This is a genomic window from Mesorhizobium sp. C268A (genome assembly GCF_040324475.1).
Lineage (GTDB): Bacteria > Pseudomonadota > Alphaproteobacteria > Rhizobiales > Rhizobiaceae > Mesorhizobium.
In genome coordinates, this window is sequence record NZ_JAMYVX010000001.1 from 590,795 (window position 1) to 606,367 (window position 15,573).

The window sequence follows — 15,573 nt, forward strand, 5'->3', positions numbered from 1 at the left end:
GCAAGCACCGTGCGGTCGCTTCGTACTATCATGCGTCATCTCGTGGTCCGATGCGGCCACCATCCGTTTGGAGGAATGCCATGGGTCCCTTCCCGCACGACGCCCCGCCCGCCAAGATCAGCAAGGAAAACCCCGCCGGCACCGACGGTTTCGAGTTCGTCGAGTTCGCGCATGCGGAGCCGCAGAAGCTCGCCGAGCTGTTCACCCGCATGGGCTATGTCGCGGTCGCCAAGCACCGCACGAAAGACATCACCGTCTGGCGCCAGGGCGACATCAACTATGTCGTCAATGCCGAGCCAGGCTCGCATGCGATGAAATTCGTCGACAAGCACGGCCCCTGCGCCGCCTCGATGGCCTGGCGCGTGGTCGATGCAAAGCATGCGTTCGAGCATGCGGTATCGAAAGGCGCCACGCCCTACGACGGCAACGACAAGGCGCTCGACGTGCCGGCCATTGTCGGCATTGGCGGCTCGCTGCTCTATTTCATCGAAGCCTATGGCAAGAAGGGCTCGGCCTACGATGCCGAGTTCGAGTGGCTGGGCGAACGCGACCCGCGGCCGCAAGGCGTCGGCTTCTATTTCCTCGACCACCTCACCCACAATGTCTATCGCGGCCAGATGGACAAATGGTGGGACTTTTATCGCGAACTGTTCGGCTTCAAGCAGATCCATTTCTTCGACATCGACGGCAAGATCACCGGCCTCGTCAGCCGCGCCATCACCTCGCCCTGCGGCAAGATCCGCATTCCGCTAAATGAATCCAAGGACGACACCAGCCAGATCGCCGAATACCTGAAGAAGTACAATGGCGAAGGCATCCAGCATATCGCCGTCGGGACCGACGACATCTACGCCGCCACCGACAAGCTTGCCGACAACGGGCTGAAGTTCATGCCCGGTCCGCCGGAGACCTACTACGACATGTCGTACAACAGGGTGAACGGGCATGACGAGCCGATCGAGCGGATGAAGAAGCACGGCATCCTGATCGACGGCGAAGGCGTGGTCGACGGCGGCATGACCAAGATCCTGCTGCAGATATTCTCCAAAACCGTGATCGGCCCGATCTTCTTCGAATTTATCCAGAGGAAGGGCGACGAAGGTTTTGGCGAAGGCAATTTCCGCGCGCTGTTCGAGTCGATCGAGCAGGACCAGATCAAGCGCGGCGTGATCAAGGTCGACGGCAAGGCGGCCTGAACCCCCGTTTGCGGCTCGATCGGCCTTGATCTAAGTTTCGATAAAAAGGGTCAACCCGTGAACGTCTCCATAACCGAAGCAAAGGCCAAACTAGCGGAACTCGTCGGCCGCGCGGAAGCCGGCGAGGAGATAGTCATCACTCGTCACGGCAAGATCGCGGCGCGGCTCGTGGCACCAGTTCGAGAAGACTTGTTGTCGCGCATAGGTGCCCTGAAGGGCAAGATTTGGATTTCTGACGATTTCGACAAACTCGGCCCTGAATGGAACGAGTACACCAGATAAAGGTCAGAGGCCCAGCCGCTCGACCTCCTCCTTCCTCACCTTCAAATCATAATCGAGCAAAAACTCGTCCAGCTGCGGCGGCGCGACCGAGCTGCCCGAGAGCATCGCGTGAACCTGGCCGCGATGGTGGATGTCGTGCAGGAAGACATGGGCGAGAATGTCGCCGATCTTTTCGGGGATCATGCCGTCCTCGCGCCGGTCCGTGATGACCTGACGGTCGAGATCCGCCTCCGACAGCTTCTCGCAAAAGGCGATTAGGCGTCGATCTGCTGCGACCTGGGCGGCAAACAGCGCCTGCGGCACATCGAACGGCACGTAGTCGTCATAAGCGGCCGCACCGACGCCGCCTTCTTCGAGAAAATCGAGATAGAGATGATCGACCGCGAGGATGTGGTTGAGCGTCGCCTTGATCGACGGGAAGAAGCTTGTGCGCTCGGCTTCGAATTCGCCGGGCTTTAGCTGCAGCACGGCGCGATAGAGCCGGTCGTTCGACCAGAGATTGTTGCCGGCCATGCGGCTGAAATGCTCGAGCAGGGTCACGCGTTCATTCGTCTGATCAGGCCAATGCCAGCCGCCATCACCGCGAAGCCGGCGACAACGATCAGCAGCAGCCGGTTCATGCGCCGCCGCATCGCCTGCGTCTCCTCGTCCCGCGCCACATTGGTGTTGGTGATGGTGTGGAACATCATCGCCTTGCGCGGGTAGCCACTGCGGTTGGTCAGATCGGGCGAGCGCGCCTCGATGCGGTAGCTCAGCCGGATCGCCTGGATGAAGACCACCAGAATGGCCAGCGCCCAGACGCCGGCCAGCAGGTAGAACGCCTCTCCCGTCACTATTGCCCCCTCTTATGCCTGGGACTTCTCGACCTTCTGCTCGATGGCGCCGAAGATCGAGTTTCCGCTTTTATTCTTCATCTCGATACGCACCGTATCGCCAAAGCGCAGGAACGGCGTCTTGGGCTCGCCAGACTCAATGGTCTCGATCATGCGCAGTTCAGCGATGCAGGAATAGCCGGCGCCGCCGGCCGCCACCGGTTTGCCCGGCCCGCCATCCAGCTTGTTGGAGACGGTGCCGGAACCGATGATGGTGCCGGCAACCAGCGGCCGTGTCTTTGCGGCATGGGCAATCAGCGCCGGGAAGTCGAAGGTCATGTCGACGCCGGCATTGGCACGGCCGAACGGCTTGCCGTTGACGTCGGCGAGCAGAGGCAGGTTGACCTTGCCGCCATCCCAGGCGTCGCCGAGTTCGTCCGGCGTCACCGCCACCGGCGAAAAAGCCGAGGACGGCTTCGACTGGAAGAAGCCAAACCCCTTGGCGAGTTCGGGTCCGGTGAGCGCGCGCAGCGTCACATCATTGACCAGCATGACCAGCCGGATCGCAGCGCGCGCCTGGTCGAGGCTGGCGCCCATTGGCACATCGTCGACGACGACGGCGACCTCCGCCTCCATGTCGATGCCGAAGGCTTCGTCCGCCGCGCGGATCGGCTCGCGCGGCGCGATAAAGGAATCCGAGCCACCCTGGTAGATCAGCGGATCGGTCCAGAAGCTTGCCGGCATCTCTGCGCCGCGGGCTTTGCGCACCAGCTCGACATGGTTCACATAGGCAGAGCCATCGGCCCATTGATAGGCGCGCGGCAGCGGCGAATGGGCGTCATGTTCATGGAAGCGTGCCGACGGCACCGCATTGTTCTCCAGCGATTCGGCGATCGTCGCCAGGTGCGGCGAAATCCGCTGCCAGTCGTCGAGTGCCGCCTGCAGCGTGCGCGCCAGGAACGAGGCGTCGGTGAAGCGCGTCAGGTCGCGCGAGACGACGACAAGCTTTCCGTCGCGCGTCCCGTCCCTCAATGTGGCAAGCTTCATGCGGTTTCCTCTCCTAATGCGGCTTTGGCGCCGTCTAAGTTTACAACAAGGCCGTCGTGGGCAATCGTCAAGTCACCCACCCACGATTTCCTGACAGCAGCCTCCCAGTCGGCCTCGCCGATCTCGGGATCATCGGCCGGAATGAGGTGGTTGAGCACCAGCCTCTTCACCCCGGCATCGCTGGCAATGCGGCCTGCCTGCTCGGCAAATGAGTGGCTGGCAAGCAGATGCTCCTTCAGCCGCGCGCCATTGCCGGTCCTGGCGACCAGCCGCTCGATGCCTTCTTCCAGCATGGCCTCATGGACGAGAATGTCGGCATTTCGGGCAAAGCCTGCGAGCGGCGGAAAGAAGGCTGTGTCGGCCGAGAAGACGATGCTTTTGCCGGCGTGGTCGAAACGCAGCGCGAAACAGTCCGTGACCGGCGGATGGTCGACGCGCAGTGCCGAGACCTTCAGGCCGCGCTGCGCAAAAATCTCGCCCTCGCCGAATTCCACGATCGAAGCCATTTCGCGAATGTCCGGCCTGCCCTCATCGACGATGCGAATTTCAATGTCGAACTCCATCGCCTGGCAGAAGCGGCGCCAGTATTGGCCGGTGCCGGGTGGTCCGAACAGCGTCACCGGGCTGGCGAGGCCGGCGGTCCAGGCGGTGTGGAGCAACGGACCCAGTTCCAGTACATGGTCGGAATGCAGGTGGGTGACGAAGATCAGGTCGAGCGCCTTCAGGCTGACGGCGGAATCGACCAGACCGCGCGTGACGCCGAGCCCGCAATCGACGACGATGGTTCGCCCGCCAAGCTCCAGCAGCGACGAACTCGGCCACGGCCCGCCCGGCCGCAGCGCCGGGCCGCCCTTGGAGCCGAGAAGCACCAGCCGGTCGTTCACTGGGCTGATCTCAAGACCAGTCGCCCTCCGGCGTGCCGTTGAAACGCTTCTTCAGATCGGTCCAGCAATCGATGTAATTGTCCTGCCTCGTTTCAAGCTCGGCGCCGTAGCGGGTGAGCATTTGCGGGAATCGGGTCTCGAACATGAAGGCCATGGTGTTGTCGAGCTTGACCGGTTTCAGCTCCGAGCGCGAGGCCTTTTCGAAGCCAGGCGCGTCTGGGCCGTGGGCCAGCATCAGATTGTGCAGGCTGATGCCGCCCGGGAGAAAACCTTCCTCCTTGGCGTCATACTGGCCGTGGATCAGGCCCATGAACTCGCTCATGATGTTTCGGTGGTACCAGGGCGGGCGGAACGTATCCTCCGCCACCAGCCAGCGCGGCGGGAAGATGACGAAGTCGATGTTGGCGGTGCCCTCCTCGCCGCTCGGCGCCGTCAGCACGGTGAAGATCGACGGATCGGGATGGTCGAACAGGATGGCGCCAACCGGAGAAAACGTCGCCAGATCATATTTGTAGGGGGCGTAGTTGCCGTGCCAGGCGACGACATCGAGCGGCGAATGGCCGATCTCGGTGACATGGAAATTGCCGCACCATTTCACCGTCAGCCGGCACGGCGTTTCCTTCTCCTCGAACCAGGCGCAAGGCGTCTTGAAATCGCGAGGATTGGCCAGGCAGTTGGCGCCGATCGGGCCGCGGTCCGGCAGCGTCAGCTTGGCGCCGTAGTTTTCGCAGATATAGCCGCGCACTTCCTTGTCGATGAGCTCGACCTTGAACACCAGCCCGCGCGGCAGCACGGCGATCTCGCCGGGCCGCAGCTCGATGACACCCATCTCGGTGACGAAGCGCAAGGCGCCGACCTGGGGGACGATCAGCAACTCGCCATCGGCATTGAAGAAATGATCGTCGACCATCGATCGGTTGGCGACATAGACATGCGCGGCCATGCCGCTTTGGCCCAGCACATCTCCGGCAGTGGTGATGGTGCGCATGCCGGCGATGAAGTCGGTCGGCTCACTCGGCATCGGCACCGGGCTCCAGCGATACTGCCCGAGCGCCAGTTCGTGGTCGCCGACATTGGGTGCTGTCTTCCACAGGGGATAGCTCGCTGCCTTGAAGCGGCCGGTGTGTTTTACGCTCGGCCGGATGCGGTAGAGCCAGGAACGCTCATTGGTGCCGCGCGGCGCGGTGAAGGGCGAGCCCGATAGCTGTTCGGCATAGAGCCCGTAAGCCGGCCGTTGCGGCGAGTTCCGCCCCTGCGGCAGCGAGCCGGGCAGCGTCTCGGTTTCGAAGTCGTTGCCGAAGCCCGGCATGTAGGAAAAGGTCATCCGATCCTCCCTGAACCCGGCCCCGCAAAGCGCTGCTTGCCGGCGATGTTGACCAAACTGGTTTCATTTGTAACCATCGAAAATGTAACTATCAACGGGCGAATGCCGCATCCATGGTGCAGATGGAAATCCTCGAACTCGAAAGCTTCCTGCCCTATCGGCTCTACCGGCTGGCCGACGCCGTCAGCCGCGAATTTTCAAAAATCTACCGCGACCGCCACGGCCTGACGCGGCCGGAATGGCGCACGCTGTCAGGGCTCGGACAGCGCGGCACCATGACGGCGACAGCGCTTGGCGAACAGTCGGCCATGCACAAGACCAAGGTGTCGCGCGCCGTGGCCGAGCTCGAGCGGCGACGCTGGCTGGTACGCACAACCGACGAGAATGATCGACGTGTAGAGCATCTGGCGCTGACGAAGGCGGGGCTGGCGGCCTATGGCGAAATGGTGCCGCTGGCGAAGGCGTTTGAACGGGAGTTGCTGGAGAGGCTTGGTACGGAAGAGCGGGCGGCGATTGTGAATGGGGTGGCGGCGCTGGAGGCAAAACTCACCTTGGGTTGAGATCTTCCCATAAGTTCGACCGTCGCTGAAATCAGATCGCGAATGCGGCAGGCAACGCCCCTAGACCGTAATAGGCGCGTTCGGCTTCAATGAAGCCTCTGACACGGCTTCGAAATGCCGCCGGATCATCAATGTAGGCTAGAAGCGCCTGCGCTTGCGAAGCCGCGTGTCTTTGAGCGCTTTCAAACAGTCGCCTTGCCGTTTCAAAATCACCGGCCAAACCAGCCGCCACCCCGGCGTGGAAGGCCGCCCACTCGCCGTAGGCGCCCGGCTGCAATTCACTCACGAGGATTTTCGCTGTCGCCTGGACGGAAGGGAACATCGATCGGTGAACCTGATCGATTTCGACGACCTTCTTGGCCATTTGATCAACCGCGAGAAGAAACTGTGGCGGGCTCTCGAACGGAACGAACTGTCCAATGCGCTCAACGCGATCGAAGGTAATCGTTTCCGGAAGCGAACCCCAGAGCCAGTGGACTGCTACGTTAAGGTAAGTGCCCTTGGACCAGGAACTGGGCTGGAACTCGACTACACTTAGCCAGAAGCCGCGATCGGCGATCCAGATTCGGGACTGCCCTTTGCGTCGAAATCCGGCCGGCTTCAGTACGAGCTTTGCCTGCGAGGCAATGATACGACCGTGCTCATTGTCCGCCATCTTGCACCCACACGTGCCTCACCAATCCATCACCACCTTGCCCGAACTGCCGCTCCGCATCGCGTCAAACCCCGTCTGGAAATCGTCGATCCCAATGCGGTGCGTAATCAGACCCGACACATCCAGCGGCCCCTGCACCAGGGCGATCATCTTGTACCAAGTCTCGAACATTTCGCGGCCGTAGATGCCCTTCAAGTGCAGCATCTTGAAGATGACCTTGTTCCAGTCGATTTCGAAGCCGGTCGGCGCGATGCCCAGAATGGCGATCTTGCCGCCATTGTTCATGGTGTCGATCATGTCGCGAAAGGCGGGCGCGGCGCCCGACATTTCGAGGCCGACGTCAAAACCCTCGGTCATGCCCAGCGCCGGCATAACGTCGCGCAGTTTTTCCTTCGAGGCATCGACGACATGCTGGACGCCGAGCTTTTTGGCCAGCGCCAGCCGCACCGGGTTGATGTCGGTGATGACGACTTTTCGCGCCCCCACACATTGGGCAACGAGCGCGCCCATGATGCCGATCGGCCCGGCGCCGGTGACCAGAACGTCTTCACCGACCAGGTCGAAGGACAGAGCGGTGTGGACGGCATTGCCCAGGGGATCGAAGATCGCGGCGATCTCGTCGGGCACATCGTCGGGGATCGGCACGACATTGTGCTGCGGGATCGCCAGATATTCGCCGAAGGCGCCGGGGCGGTTGACGCCGACGCCGAGCGTGTTACGGCAGAGATGCCCCCTGCCGGCGCGGCAATTGCGGCAATGGCCGCAGACGATGTGACCTTCGCCGGAGACACGCTGGCCGACCTTGTATTCGGTGACCGCAGCGCCGAAATCGGCCACCGTGCCGACGAATTCATGGCCGGTCACCATCGGCACCGGCACGGTCTTCTGCGCCCACTGGTCCCAATTGTAGATGTGGACGTCGGTGCCGCAGATCGCCGTCTTCTTGACCTTGATCAGCACGTCGTTAGGGCCGATCTCCGGCACCGGCACCTCTTCCATCCAGATGCCCGGTTCGGCCTTGGCCTTCACCAGCGCCTTCATCATGTTCGACATGCTACAACTCCTTACCCTCCCCCTTTGCGGGGAGGGTGGCCCGAAGGGCCGGATGGGGGTCAAAAAACTGGCGGAGGTCGTGACCCTGCAGACCCCCACCCCGCCTCCCGACATGGGGGAGGGTAAAACTCTCAGCCAATCACGCCCAATTCCTTGCCGACCGCCGCGAATGCCGCCACGGCGCGATCGATGTCGGCGCTGGAGTGCGCCGCCGACATCTGGGTGCGGATGCGCGCCTGGCCTTTCGGCACCACCGGGAACGAAAAGCCGATGACATAAATGCCGCGCTTCAGCATGCGCGCCGCCATTTCCTGCGCCAGGCTGGCATCGCCCAGCATCACCGGGATGATCGGGTGATCGGCGCCGGCCAACGTGAAGCCGAGCTTGCCCATCTCGGACCGGAAGCGCGCCGCATTGGCATATAGGCGCTGGCGCAGGGCGTCGCCATTTCGGATCAGCTCGAACACCTTGATCGAGGCGCCGGCGATCGCCGGCATCAGCGTGTTGGAGAAGAGATAGGGCCGCGAGCGCTGGCGCAGCCAGTCGACGACCTGGCTTTTGCCGGAGGTGTAGCCGCCGGAGGCGCCGCCGAGCGCCTTGCCGAGCGTGCCGGTGATGATATCCACCCTGCCCTCGACACCGCAATGCTCGGCCGAGCCGCGGCCGTTCTTGCCGACGAAGCCGACGGCATGGCTGTCGTCGACCATGACCATGGCGTCGTATTTTTCCGCGAGGTCGCAGACGCCTTTAAGATTGGCGATGATGCCATCCATGGAGAACACACCGTCGGTGGCGATCAGGCGGAAGCGGCAGTCTTTCGCCTCCTTCAGCCGGGCTTCGAGATCGGCCATGTCGTTGTTGGCGTAGCGGAAACGCTTGGCCTTCGACAGCCGCACACCGTCGATGATCGAGGCATGGTTCAGCGCATCGGAAATGATCGCATCATCCTCGCCGAGCAGTGTCTCGAACAGGCCGCCATTGGCGTCGAAGCAGGAGCCGTAGAGGATGGTGTCGTCCATGCCGAGGAATGATGAAATCGTTGATTCAAGCTGCTTGTGCTCTTCCTGCGTGCCGCAGATGAAGCGCACCGAGGCCATGCCGTAGCCGTAGCGGTCGAGCGCGCCTTTGGCTGCATCGCGCAATTCTGAGCTGTCGGCGAGGCCGAGATAGTTGTTGGCGCAGAAATTCAGCACCTTGTCGCCGCCGACTTCGATCTCAGCCGACTGGGTCGAGGTGATCACCCGCTCGGATTTGTAGAGCCCGGCGGATTTCAGCCCTTGCAGTTCGTTGTCGATATGGGAGAGGAATGCCGCGCTCATGGATCAGGTCCTGTTGAGATTGGCGCGACTGTCGCGCTACGCGCACTAAAAATCCATCGCAAAAGCGACCGTTTCGGTGGCACGGCGGGCTCAACCCTGGCGCGACCCGATCGCATGGCCCGCATGCTGGAGTAGCAGGCACGCGAATACGGCTATGCCGCGAAAGAACATGATAACCATCTCGGCAGCTTTCGTTTACTGCCGAAGCAACAGTTCCGCCGGCTTCCAGACCTGTTAACCCTTTCAAGCCAATGGTCTTCTCGCCACGAATCAGTGGCAGAAATCCGTCGACCGAGGGGTCACCTAGAATATGTCGCAGCAGCCGGCGCAAACCGTCTCGGGCAAACTCATCCTGCTGATCAAGAGCGGCTACTGGCTGGCGCTGCTGATCATCGCCGCCATGGTGATGGCCTCCTTCATCCTGCTGCAGCAGATGATGGCGGCGCAACAGCACAACCATACTCTGCTCGACATCGTCAGCACCCAGAAGGCGCTGTCGCAGCGCATTGTCTTTTTGACCAGCGCAACCGGCTCAGCCGCGCGTGACAAGCAGCCGGCCCTGGTTGCCGCGCTGAAACAGGCGACCGCCGAGTTCGAGACGAACTACGACCTGCTGCTCAAACAGACGGGAGCCGACCCACTGTCGCCAGCATTGTCCGATCCAAAGTCGATCGAGAGCGTCCTTTACGGCAAGCCGTTCCACCTCGACTATTTCTCGGTCGGGCTGGTCGCCAATGGCGAAAGGCTGATCTCGTCCTTCGAATCCCAGCTCTCCGGCAATGCCGCCTACAAGGGCGGCGGCGAGCGCGTCAATCTCGATGCTTCCGTCGCCAATGCGACGCTGTCGGGTTATGCCGCGCTCGGCCAACGCATCGCCGCATTCGCAGACGAGCGGTCGGAAAAGCTCCTCGATCTCCATCGCACCTTGTTCTACGCCACCATCGGCGTCATCGTCCTGGTGGCGCTTTTCATCTTCCGGCCGATGTCGAAGGCGATCCTGCGCAAGACGCACGAGCTTGTCGATGCCCGCAACTCGATGGCCTTCATCGCCGTACATGACGGGCTGACCGGCCTGCACAACCGCACCTTCCTGACCGACCACTTCGAAACGCTGATCAAGGGCGCGCATCGCCGGCGCGAGAGGCTGGCGGTCATCCAGCTCGACCTCGACCGGTTCAAGCAGATCAACGACACACTCGGCCACGCCGCCGGCGACTATGTGCTGGTCGTCACCGCGCAGCGCATGCGCGATTCCTGCCGTGCGTCGGATCTCTGCGCGCGCCTTGGCGGCGACGAATTCGTGATGATCCTCAATGGCGCCGGCGGCCCCGAGGACATCAACATGCTGGCCCGGCGCATCCTGGAGGAGATCAACGAGCCGATTACCTTCCAGGGCACGACCATCCTTCCAGGGGCCAGCGCCGGCATTGCCGTCTATCCCATCGACGCCGACAATGCCGAGGATCTGCTCGTCCACGCCGACCTCGCGCTCTATTCCGCCAAAAAGCTCGGCGGCGGCAGCTTCTCGTTCTTCTCCGAGGAACTCAGGCGCGAGCTAGACTACCGCAAGCAGCTCGAGCACGACATCAAGGTCGCGATTTCGGAGAACGCCTTCCAAGTCTATTTCCAGCCGCAGGTGTCGCTGAGCAACGGCGCCATCAGCGGCATCGAGGCGCTGGTGCGCTGGAAGCATGCCGAGCGCGGCATGATTGCGCCGGGCGAGTTCATTCCGGTCGCCGAAAAATGCGGCTTCATGCCCGAGATCGGCCGCATCGTCTTTACCAAGGCGATCGAGCAAGCAGCCGAATGGGATCGCGCCGGCATCGCTTTCGGCCGGCTTGCCGTCAACGTGTCCGGCACCGAGCTGCGCGAACCCGACTTCGACCGCTTCCTGTTCGCGACGCTGGAAAAGGCCGGCCTTGCTCCGCAGAAACTGTCGCTGGAAATCGTCGAATCCGTCATTCTCGACGACGAGAAGACGGGCATCGCGGCGAAGCTGCGCCACATCCGCGCTGCCGGCGTCCATCTTGAGCTCGACGATTTCGGCACCGGCTATGCCTCGCTCAGCCACGTCAATCCCAACGAGATCGACCGGCTGAAGATCGACCGCCGCTTCGTCCAGAACATCAACGAGAATGGCGACAACACCAAGATCGTGCGCGCCATCACCGAGCTGGCGCGCGGTCTCGGCATTTCGATCGTCGCCGAGGGCGCGGAAACCGAAGCCGAGCTCGATTCGCTGATGGCAATCGGCTGCGATCAGGTGCAGGGCTATTCCATCGCCTTCCCGATGCCGCAGGACAAAGCGCGCGAATGGCTGCTGGCGCGCAGCCCGAAGAAAGCCAAGCTGAAGGTGCTTCAGGGCAATTTAGCCTAGACTATTGCCCACCGGTGCCGGTCATTTGGCCGGCGCGACATTCGCCCGCAATGCCGCCAGCACCTCGGCGAACTCCGCCAGCCTGTCGTCCGGCAATCCCGCGCGCAGCCGCTTGTCGAAGATGAGAGCCGCCGCCCGCAGCTTCAGGAACATCGTTTCGCCCGCCTGCGTCAGCTCGACCAGATGAACCCGGCGGTTGTCCGGATCGCGGCGGCGCGTCAGCAAGCCTTGCGCCTCCATGGCGTTGAGATGGTGGGTGAGCGTGGCGCCCTGGATGCCGATCATGCCGGCAAGTTCGCGTTGGTTGGCAAGCTCGCTCGACTTGACCGAAAGCAAGGTCAGCCACACCGGCAGCGTGCCCCCGGCCTCGACCAAAGCGGCGTCAAATGCCTGCGCCACCAGCTTGGAGGTGCGCGCGAGATTCATGCCGATTGGCGGACGGTCAAAGGGAGTCATGCGCCGACAGTAGAACAAGGCGCCGAGCGATGGAACGCGGCATTATACATTGACATCGAACCATTTGATACCTAACTATCATGCGTGTCGATCTACCGAGTTCGTATCATCCTGCATTCGACAGGGATCCGAGGACGGGCGGCGGGCAAGGAGGAAGCGGTCATGCAATATGTCTACATCGTCGTTATCGGCCTTCACGTCATGGCCGGTGTGTTCTGGGCCGGCACCACCATCACGCTTGCCCGCGACCCCGAGATCAGGGCGGAGCGCTTTATCGGACCGCAAATGGGCTCGGCCGGCATGGTGTTCGTGACCGGCGCCCTGCTCTGGTATTTCTTCCACGGCGCCTATTTCGGCTCGATGGAAATGGTGCTGGCGCTAGGCATCCTGGCCGCCTTCGCCGCTGCCGGCGTTCTCAGCGTCGTCGTCCGCAAGACCAGCCGGCAGCTTGCCGGCGCGGACGTCGCAACGGAAGCGGCGCTGCGCACCAAAATGGCCCGCGGCGAGCGCATCGCCGCCTGGCTGCTGGTGCTCACCGTGCTTTGCATGGCGACCGCCAGGATGATTTGAGCCCTGCCGCACGTCGCCTCCCGGTTGAAGACCATTCCGCATCGTGCGTCGCCTGGCTCTCGGCTGGTAGCGTACGCGGCGCGCAGTTCGGACGGATGTGCAAGGTGGCTCTCCGCACAGAGGTTTGGCTGCGCGCCACCCATCACTTTGATCGATCGAGTTGCGCCCGCCGGAAGGGTGAGATCGAGCTTTGGAACAAGCCGTAGGCCGGCTTGTAGGCTCAAACCCGCAAGCCGAACCTGATGCCGTCATAGATGGCGGCATGGATGTTGCGCGAGGCGACCGCATCGCCGATGCGCAACAGCACGAAGCCGCCTTCGGGATTGCGTGAAGGAAAAATATCGCCGCCGCCGACCAGCCGCTCATAGTCGACCGCGCCACCATTCTTCGACAGCGGTTTCAGCTGGAGATAGAGATCGTCGAGCGGCGCCGTGCCGTGCTCGACCACCACCTGGTCGACCCGCCTTTCGCCACGCCAGCCATCGGCAAAGTCGGAGGCGAGTTCGGCGACCAGCTGGTTGCCCTCGCGCCGTACCGAGCGCAGCCTGGTGTTGATGGTGATGGTGACGCCCTTCTCCTGGAAGGCGCGCATATAGGGCACGTGGTTCATGCCGCCCATTTCGGGGGCGAAGAAGCGCTCCGGCGAAACCAGCTCCAGCTTCGAACCGGCATTGGCGATCAGCTCCGCCGCGCCCATGCCCTGATGGCCGCCATTGTCGTCGAAGAGCAGCACGTTCTCCGCCGGCTTGACGCTGCCGGCCATGATGTCCCAGCTCGACGTGACGAGATTGTCGCCTGATGTCAGCGGCGGGTTCTGCGGCAGGCCGCCGGTGGCGATCACCACCACATCGGGCGACAGCGCCAGCACATCGTCCTGCTCGGCCCATGTATCGTAGCGGATCCCGACGCCGAGCCGGTCGAGTTCGGCCAGCCGCCAGTCGATGATGCCGATCAACTCCTTGCGGCGCGGGTTCTGCGTCGCCAGCCGAACCTGGCCGCCGGCCTGACCGGAGGCTTCGAGCACCGTGACATGGTGGCCGCGTTCGGCCATGACGCGAGCTGCCTCCAGCCCGCCGGCGCCGGCGCCAACGACGACGACTTTCCGCCTGGGCCCTTCGGTCATGACGATGATGTGCGGAATCTCGGCCTCGCGGCCGGTCGCGGCATTGTGGACGCACAGCGCCTCGCCGCCTTCATAGATACGATCGAGGCAATAGGTGGCGCCGACGCAAGGCCGGATCTCGTGCTCGCGACCTTCCATGACCTTCTTGATGATGTGCGGGTCGGCGATATGGGCGCGGGTCATGCCGACCATATCGAGCTTACCGGTGGCGATGGCATGGCGCGCCGTGGCGACATCGGAAATCCGCGCCGCATGGAAGGTCGGGAATTTTGTTGCCGCCCTCACCTCGCCGGCGAAATCGAGATGCGGCGAAGAGCGCATGCCGGTCACCGGGATAACCTTGGTGAGCGCCGCGTCGCTTTCGATCGAGCCGCGGATGATGTTCAGGAAATCGACCTTGCCAGAATTGGCGAGCCGTCTGGCGATCTCGACGCCCTCGGCCTTCGACAGGCCTTTGTCAAAGTCCTCATCGGCGACCATGCGGATGCCGACGATGAACTTTTCACCGACGGCAGCCCGCACGGCATCCAGCACCATGTCGGTGAAGCGCAGCCGGTTGTCGAGCGAACCGCCGAACTCGTCGTCGCGATGGTTTGTGGCCGGCGACCAGAAGCCGTCCATCAGATGGCCGTAGGATTCGAACTCGATGCCGTCGAGGCCGGCCGCCTGGCAGCGCTGCGCAGCGGACGCATAGTCGGCGACGATGCGCTCGATGTCCCAGTCCTCGATAGTTTTCGGGAACGCGCGGTGCGCCGGCTCACGCACCGGCGAGGCCGACAGCACCGGCAGCCAGTCGGCCTTGTTCCAGCCGGTGCGGCGACCAAGATGGGTGATCTGGATCATCACCTTGCAGTCATACTCGTGGCAGGCGTCCGCCAGTTGGGCCAGCCACGGCACGATGCGGTCGTCATAGACATGCAGATTGCCAAAGGCCGCCGGGCTGTCGCGCGAGACGATCGCCGAGCCCGCCGTCATGGTCAGCGCCATGCCGCCCTTGGCCTTTTCGGCGTGGTAGAGCCGGTAGCGCTGTTTCGGCATGCCGTCCTCGGAATAGGCCGGCTCGTGGCTGGTCGACATCACCCTGTTCTTCAGCGTCAGGTGTTTGAGCTGGTAAGGCTGGAGAAGCGGGTCGTTGCTGGTCATCATCTTCCTGCCATTCCAATTTGTGTCGGAGCAGCGCGTGCTGCTCCAGTTCTTGTCTTAAGCATCGAATTTATTCGAAAATCGCTGCACACTTTTCGGTCCGGTGCTAATGAGCGCGGAAATCCCCAGGAAAACCGCGATGATCGATACCAAAACCCTCACCCAGCTCGGCGCCCACGTCGAGACGCCACAGAGCCCGGAGACTGCGGTCCTGGAGACCGTGCCGTTCCAGCGCGGCGACGGACCGCCGGCGATCGTGCGCTTCACCTGCCCGGAATTCACCTCGCTCTGCCCGGTAACCGGACAGCCGGATTTCGCTCATATCGTCATCGACTACGCACCCGATACCACGCTCGTGGAATCGAAGTCGCTCAAACTGTTCATGACCTCGTTTCGCAACCATGGCGCTTTCCATGAAGACTGCACGGTGATGATCGGCCGCCGCATTGTGGCGGCAACGAAGCCGCTGTGGTTGCGCATAGGCGGCTATTGGTATCCGCGCGGCGGCATTCCGATCGATGTCTTCTGGCAGACCGGCGCTCCGCCCGAAGGCGCCTGGTTGCCCGACACCGGCGTTGCCCCCTATCGCGGAAGGGGCTGAAGCTATTTTGCGGAACTTTAGCGGGACAGCGCCCCCCTCTGTCCTGCCGGACATCTCCCCCACACGGGGGAGATTGGCCGCTACGCCGGCTTTAGCTAATCTCAAATGATGCGGAGCGGGCGAGACGTTGGAACTGCTGATCTCCCCACCCGGGGGGGATGTCCGGCAGGA

Annotated in this window: 16 protein-coding genes; 6 read left to right on the forward strand and 10 right to left on the reverse strand. The window is 62.7% G+C overall.

Annotated elements, in window-relative coordinates:
- The first annotated feature begins 80 nt into the window (after positions 1-80).
- Entirely contained in the window at positions 81-1,196 is a 1,116-nt protein-coding gene (gene hppD / locus NKL06_RS02990; protein ID WP_023694412.1) for a 4-hydroxyphenylpyruvate dioxygenase, read from the forward strand.
- Between the two features lie 57 nt (positions 1,197-1,253).
- Positions 1,254-1,478, forward strand: coding sequence for a type II toxin-antitoxin system Phd/YefM family antitoxin (locus NKL06_RS02995; protein WP_023694413.1), 225 nt, complete (start codon positions 1,254-1,256; stop codon positions 1,476-1,478).
- 3 nt (positions 1,479-1,481) lie between these two features.
- Here NKL06_RS02995 and NKL06_RS03000 read toward each other — a convergent pair whose 3' ends face one another.
- The 5 genes from NKL06_RS03000 to hmgA are packed head-to-tail and all read right to left on the reverse strand — an operon-like array spanning position 1,482 to position 5,545.
- Positions 1,482-2,018, reverse strand: coding sequence for a DinB family protein (locus tag NKL06_RS03000; RefSeq protein ID WP_023694414.1), 537 nt, complete (start codon positions 2,016-2,018; stop codon positions 1,482-1,484).
- A complete protein-coding gene (locus NKL06_RS03005; protein ID WP_023694415.1) occupies positions 2,015-2,311 on the reverse strand; it encodes a hypothetical protein in 297 nt (98 codons plus the stop codon). The genes NKL06_RS03000 and NKL06_RS03005 overlap by 4 nt, the downstream gene beginning before the upstream one ends.
- Positions 2,312-2,323: 12 nt before the next feature.
- Positions 2,324-3,337, reverse strand: coding sequence for a fumarylacetoacetate hydrolase family protein (locus tag NKL06_RS03010; protein ID WP_023694416.1), 1,014 nt, complete (start codon positions 3,335-3,337; stop codon positions 2,324-2,326).
- Positions 3,334-4,221 (reverse strand): MBL fold metallo-hydrolase, encoded by an 888-nt coding sequence (locus tag NKL06_RS03015; protein ID WP_023694417.1) that lies wholly within the window; start codon positions 4,219-4,221, stop codon positions 3,334-3,336. The genes NKL06_RS03010 and NKL06_RS03015 overlap by 4 nt, the downstream gene beginning before the upstream one ends.
- Before the next feature lie 10 nt (positions 4,222-4,231).
- The gene (gene hmgA / locus NKL06_RS03020) at positions 4,232-5,545 is read right to left on the reverse strand and encodes a homogentisate 1,2-dioxygenase (RefSeq protein ID WP_023694418.1); all 1,314 of its coding nucleotides are present in this window, start codon (positions 5,543-5,545) and stop codon (positions 4,232-4,234) included.
- A 122-nt stretch (positions 5,546-5,667) separates the two neighbouring features.
- On the opposite strand from hmgA, the gene NKL06_RS03025 reads away from it, so the two are divergent.
- Positions 5,668-6,105 carry a MarR family winged helix-turn-helix transcriptional regulator gene (locus NKL06_RS03025; protein ID WP_031208795.1) on the forward strand — a complete coding sequence of 146 codons (438 nt, stop codon included), beginning with the start codon at positions 5,668-5,670 and terminating at the stop codon, positions 6,103-6,105.
- 31 nt (positions 6,106-6,136) lie between these two features.
- On the opposite strand, the gene NKL06_RS03030 is transcribed toward NKL06_RS03025, so the two are convergent.
- The 3 genes from NKL06_RS03030 to NKL06_RS03040 form a co-directional block, all read right to left on the reverse strand.
- A complete protein-coding gene (locus NKL06_RS03030) occupies positions 6,137-6,760 on the reverse strand; it encodes a DUF4304 domain-containing protein (RefSeq protein WP_023694420.1) in 624 nt (207 codons plus the stop codon).
- Positions 6,761-6,778: 18 nt separating this feature from the next.
- The gene (tdh, locus tag NKL06_RS03035) at positions 6,779-7,813 is read right to left on the reverse strand and encodes an L-threonine 3-dehydrogenase (RefSeq protein ID WP_023672918.1); all 1,035 of its coding nucleotides are present in this window, start codon (positions 7,811-7,813) and stop codon (positions 6,779-6,781) included.
- A gap of 131 nt (positions 7,814-7,944) precedes the next feature.
- The gene (locus NKL06_RS03040) at positions 7,945-9,132 is read right to left on the reverse strand and encodes a glycine C-acetyltransferase (RefSeq protein ID WP_023694421.1); all 1,188 of its coding nucleotides are present in this window, start codon (positions 9,130-9,132) and stop codon (positions 7,945-7,947) included.
- A 310-nt stretch (positions 9,133-9,442) separates the two neighbouring features.
- On the opposite strand from NKL06_RS03040, the gene NKL06_RS03045 reads away from it, so the two are divergent.
- A complete protein-coding gene (locus tag NKL06_RS03045; RefSeq protein WP_023672920.1) occupies positions 9,443-11,509 on the forward strand; it encodes a putative bifunctional diguanylate cyclase/phosphodiesterase in 2,067 nt (688 codons plus the stop codon).
- A 21-nt stretch (positions 11,510-11,530) separates the two neighbouring features.
- Here NKL06_RS03045 and NKL06_RS03050 read toward each other — a convergent pair whose 3' ends face one another.
- A complete protein-coding gene (locus NKL06_RS03050; RefSeq protein ID WP_023672921.1) occupies positions 11,531-11,935 on the reverse strand; it encodes a MarR family winged helix-turn-helix transcriptional regulator in 405 nt (134 codons plus the stop codon).
- Positions 11,936-12,127: 192 nt separating this feature from the next.
- On the opposite strand from NKL06_RS03050, the gene NKL06_RS03055 reads away from it, so the two are divergent.
- A complete protein-coding gene (locus NKL06_RS03055) occupies positions 12,128-12,535 on the forward strand; it encodes a hypothetical protein (RefSeq protein ID WP_023682929.1) in 408 nt (135 codons plus the stop codon).
- 220 nt (positions 12,536-12,755) lie between these two features.
- On the opposite strand, the gene NKL06_RS03060 is transcribed toward NKL06_RS03055, so the two are convergent.
- Positions 12,756-14,801 carry an oxidoreductase gene (locus NKL06_RS03060; RefSeq protein ID WP_023807908.1) on the reverse strand — a complete coding sequence of 682 codons (2,046 nt, stop codon included), beginning with the start codon at positions 14,799-14,801 and terminating at the stop codon, positions 12,756-12,758.
- A gap of 139 nt (positions 14,802-14,940) precedes the next feature.
- Here NKL06_RS03060 and queF point away from each other — a divergent pair, with 139 nt between their 5' ends.
- Positions 14,941-15,402 carry a preQ(1) synthase gene (gene queF / locus NKL06_RS03065; RefSeq protein WP_023672924.1) on the forward strand — a complete coding sequence of 154 codons (462 nt, stop codon included), beginning with the start codon at positions 14,941-14,943 and terminating at the stop codon, positions 15,400-15,402.
- Positions 15,403-15,573: the final 171 nt, after the last annotated feature.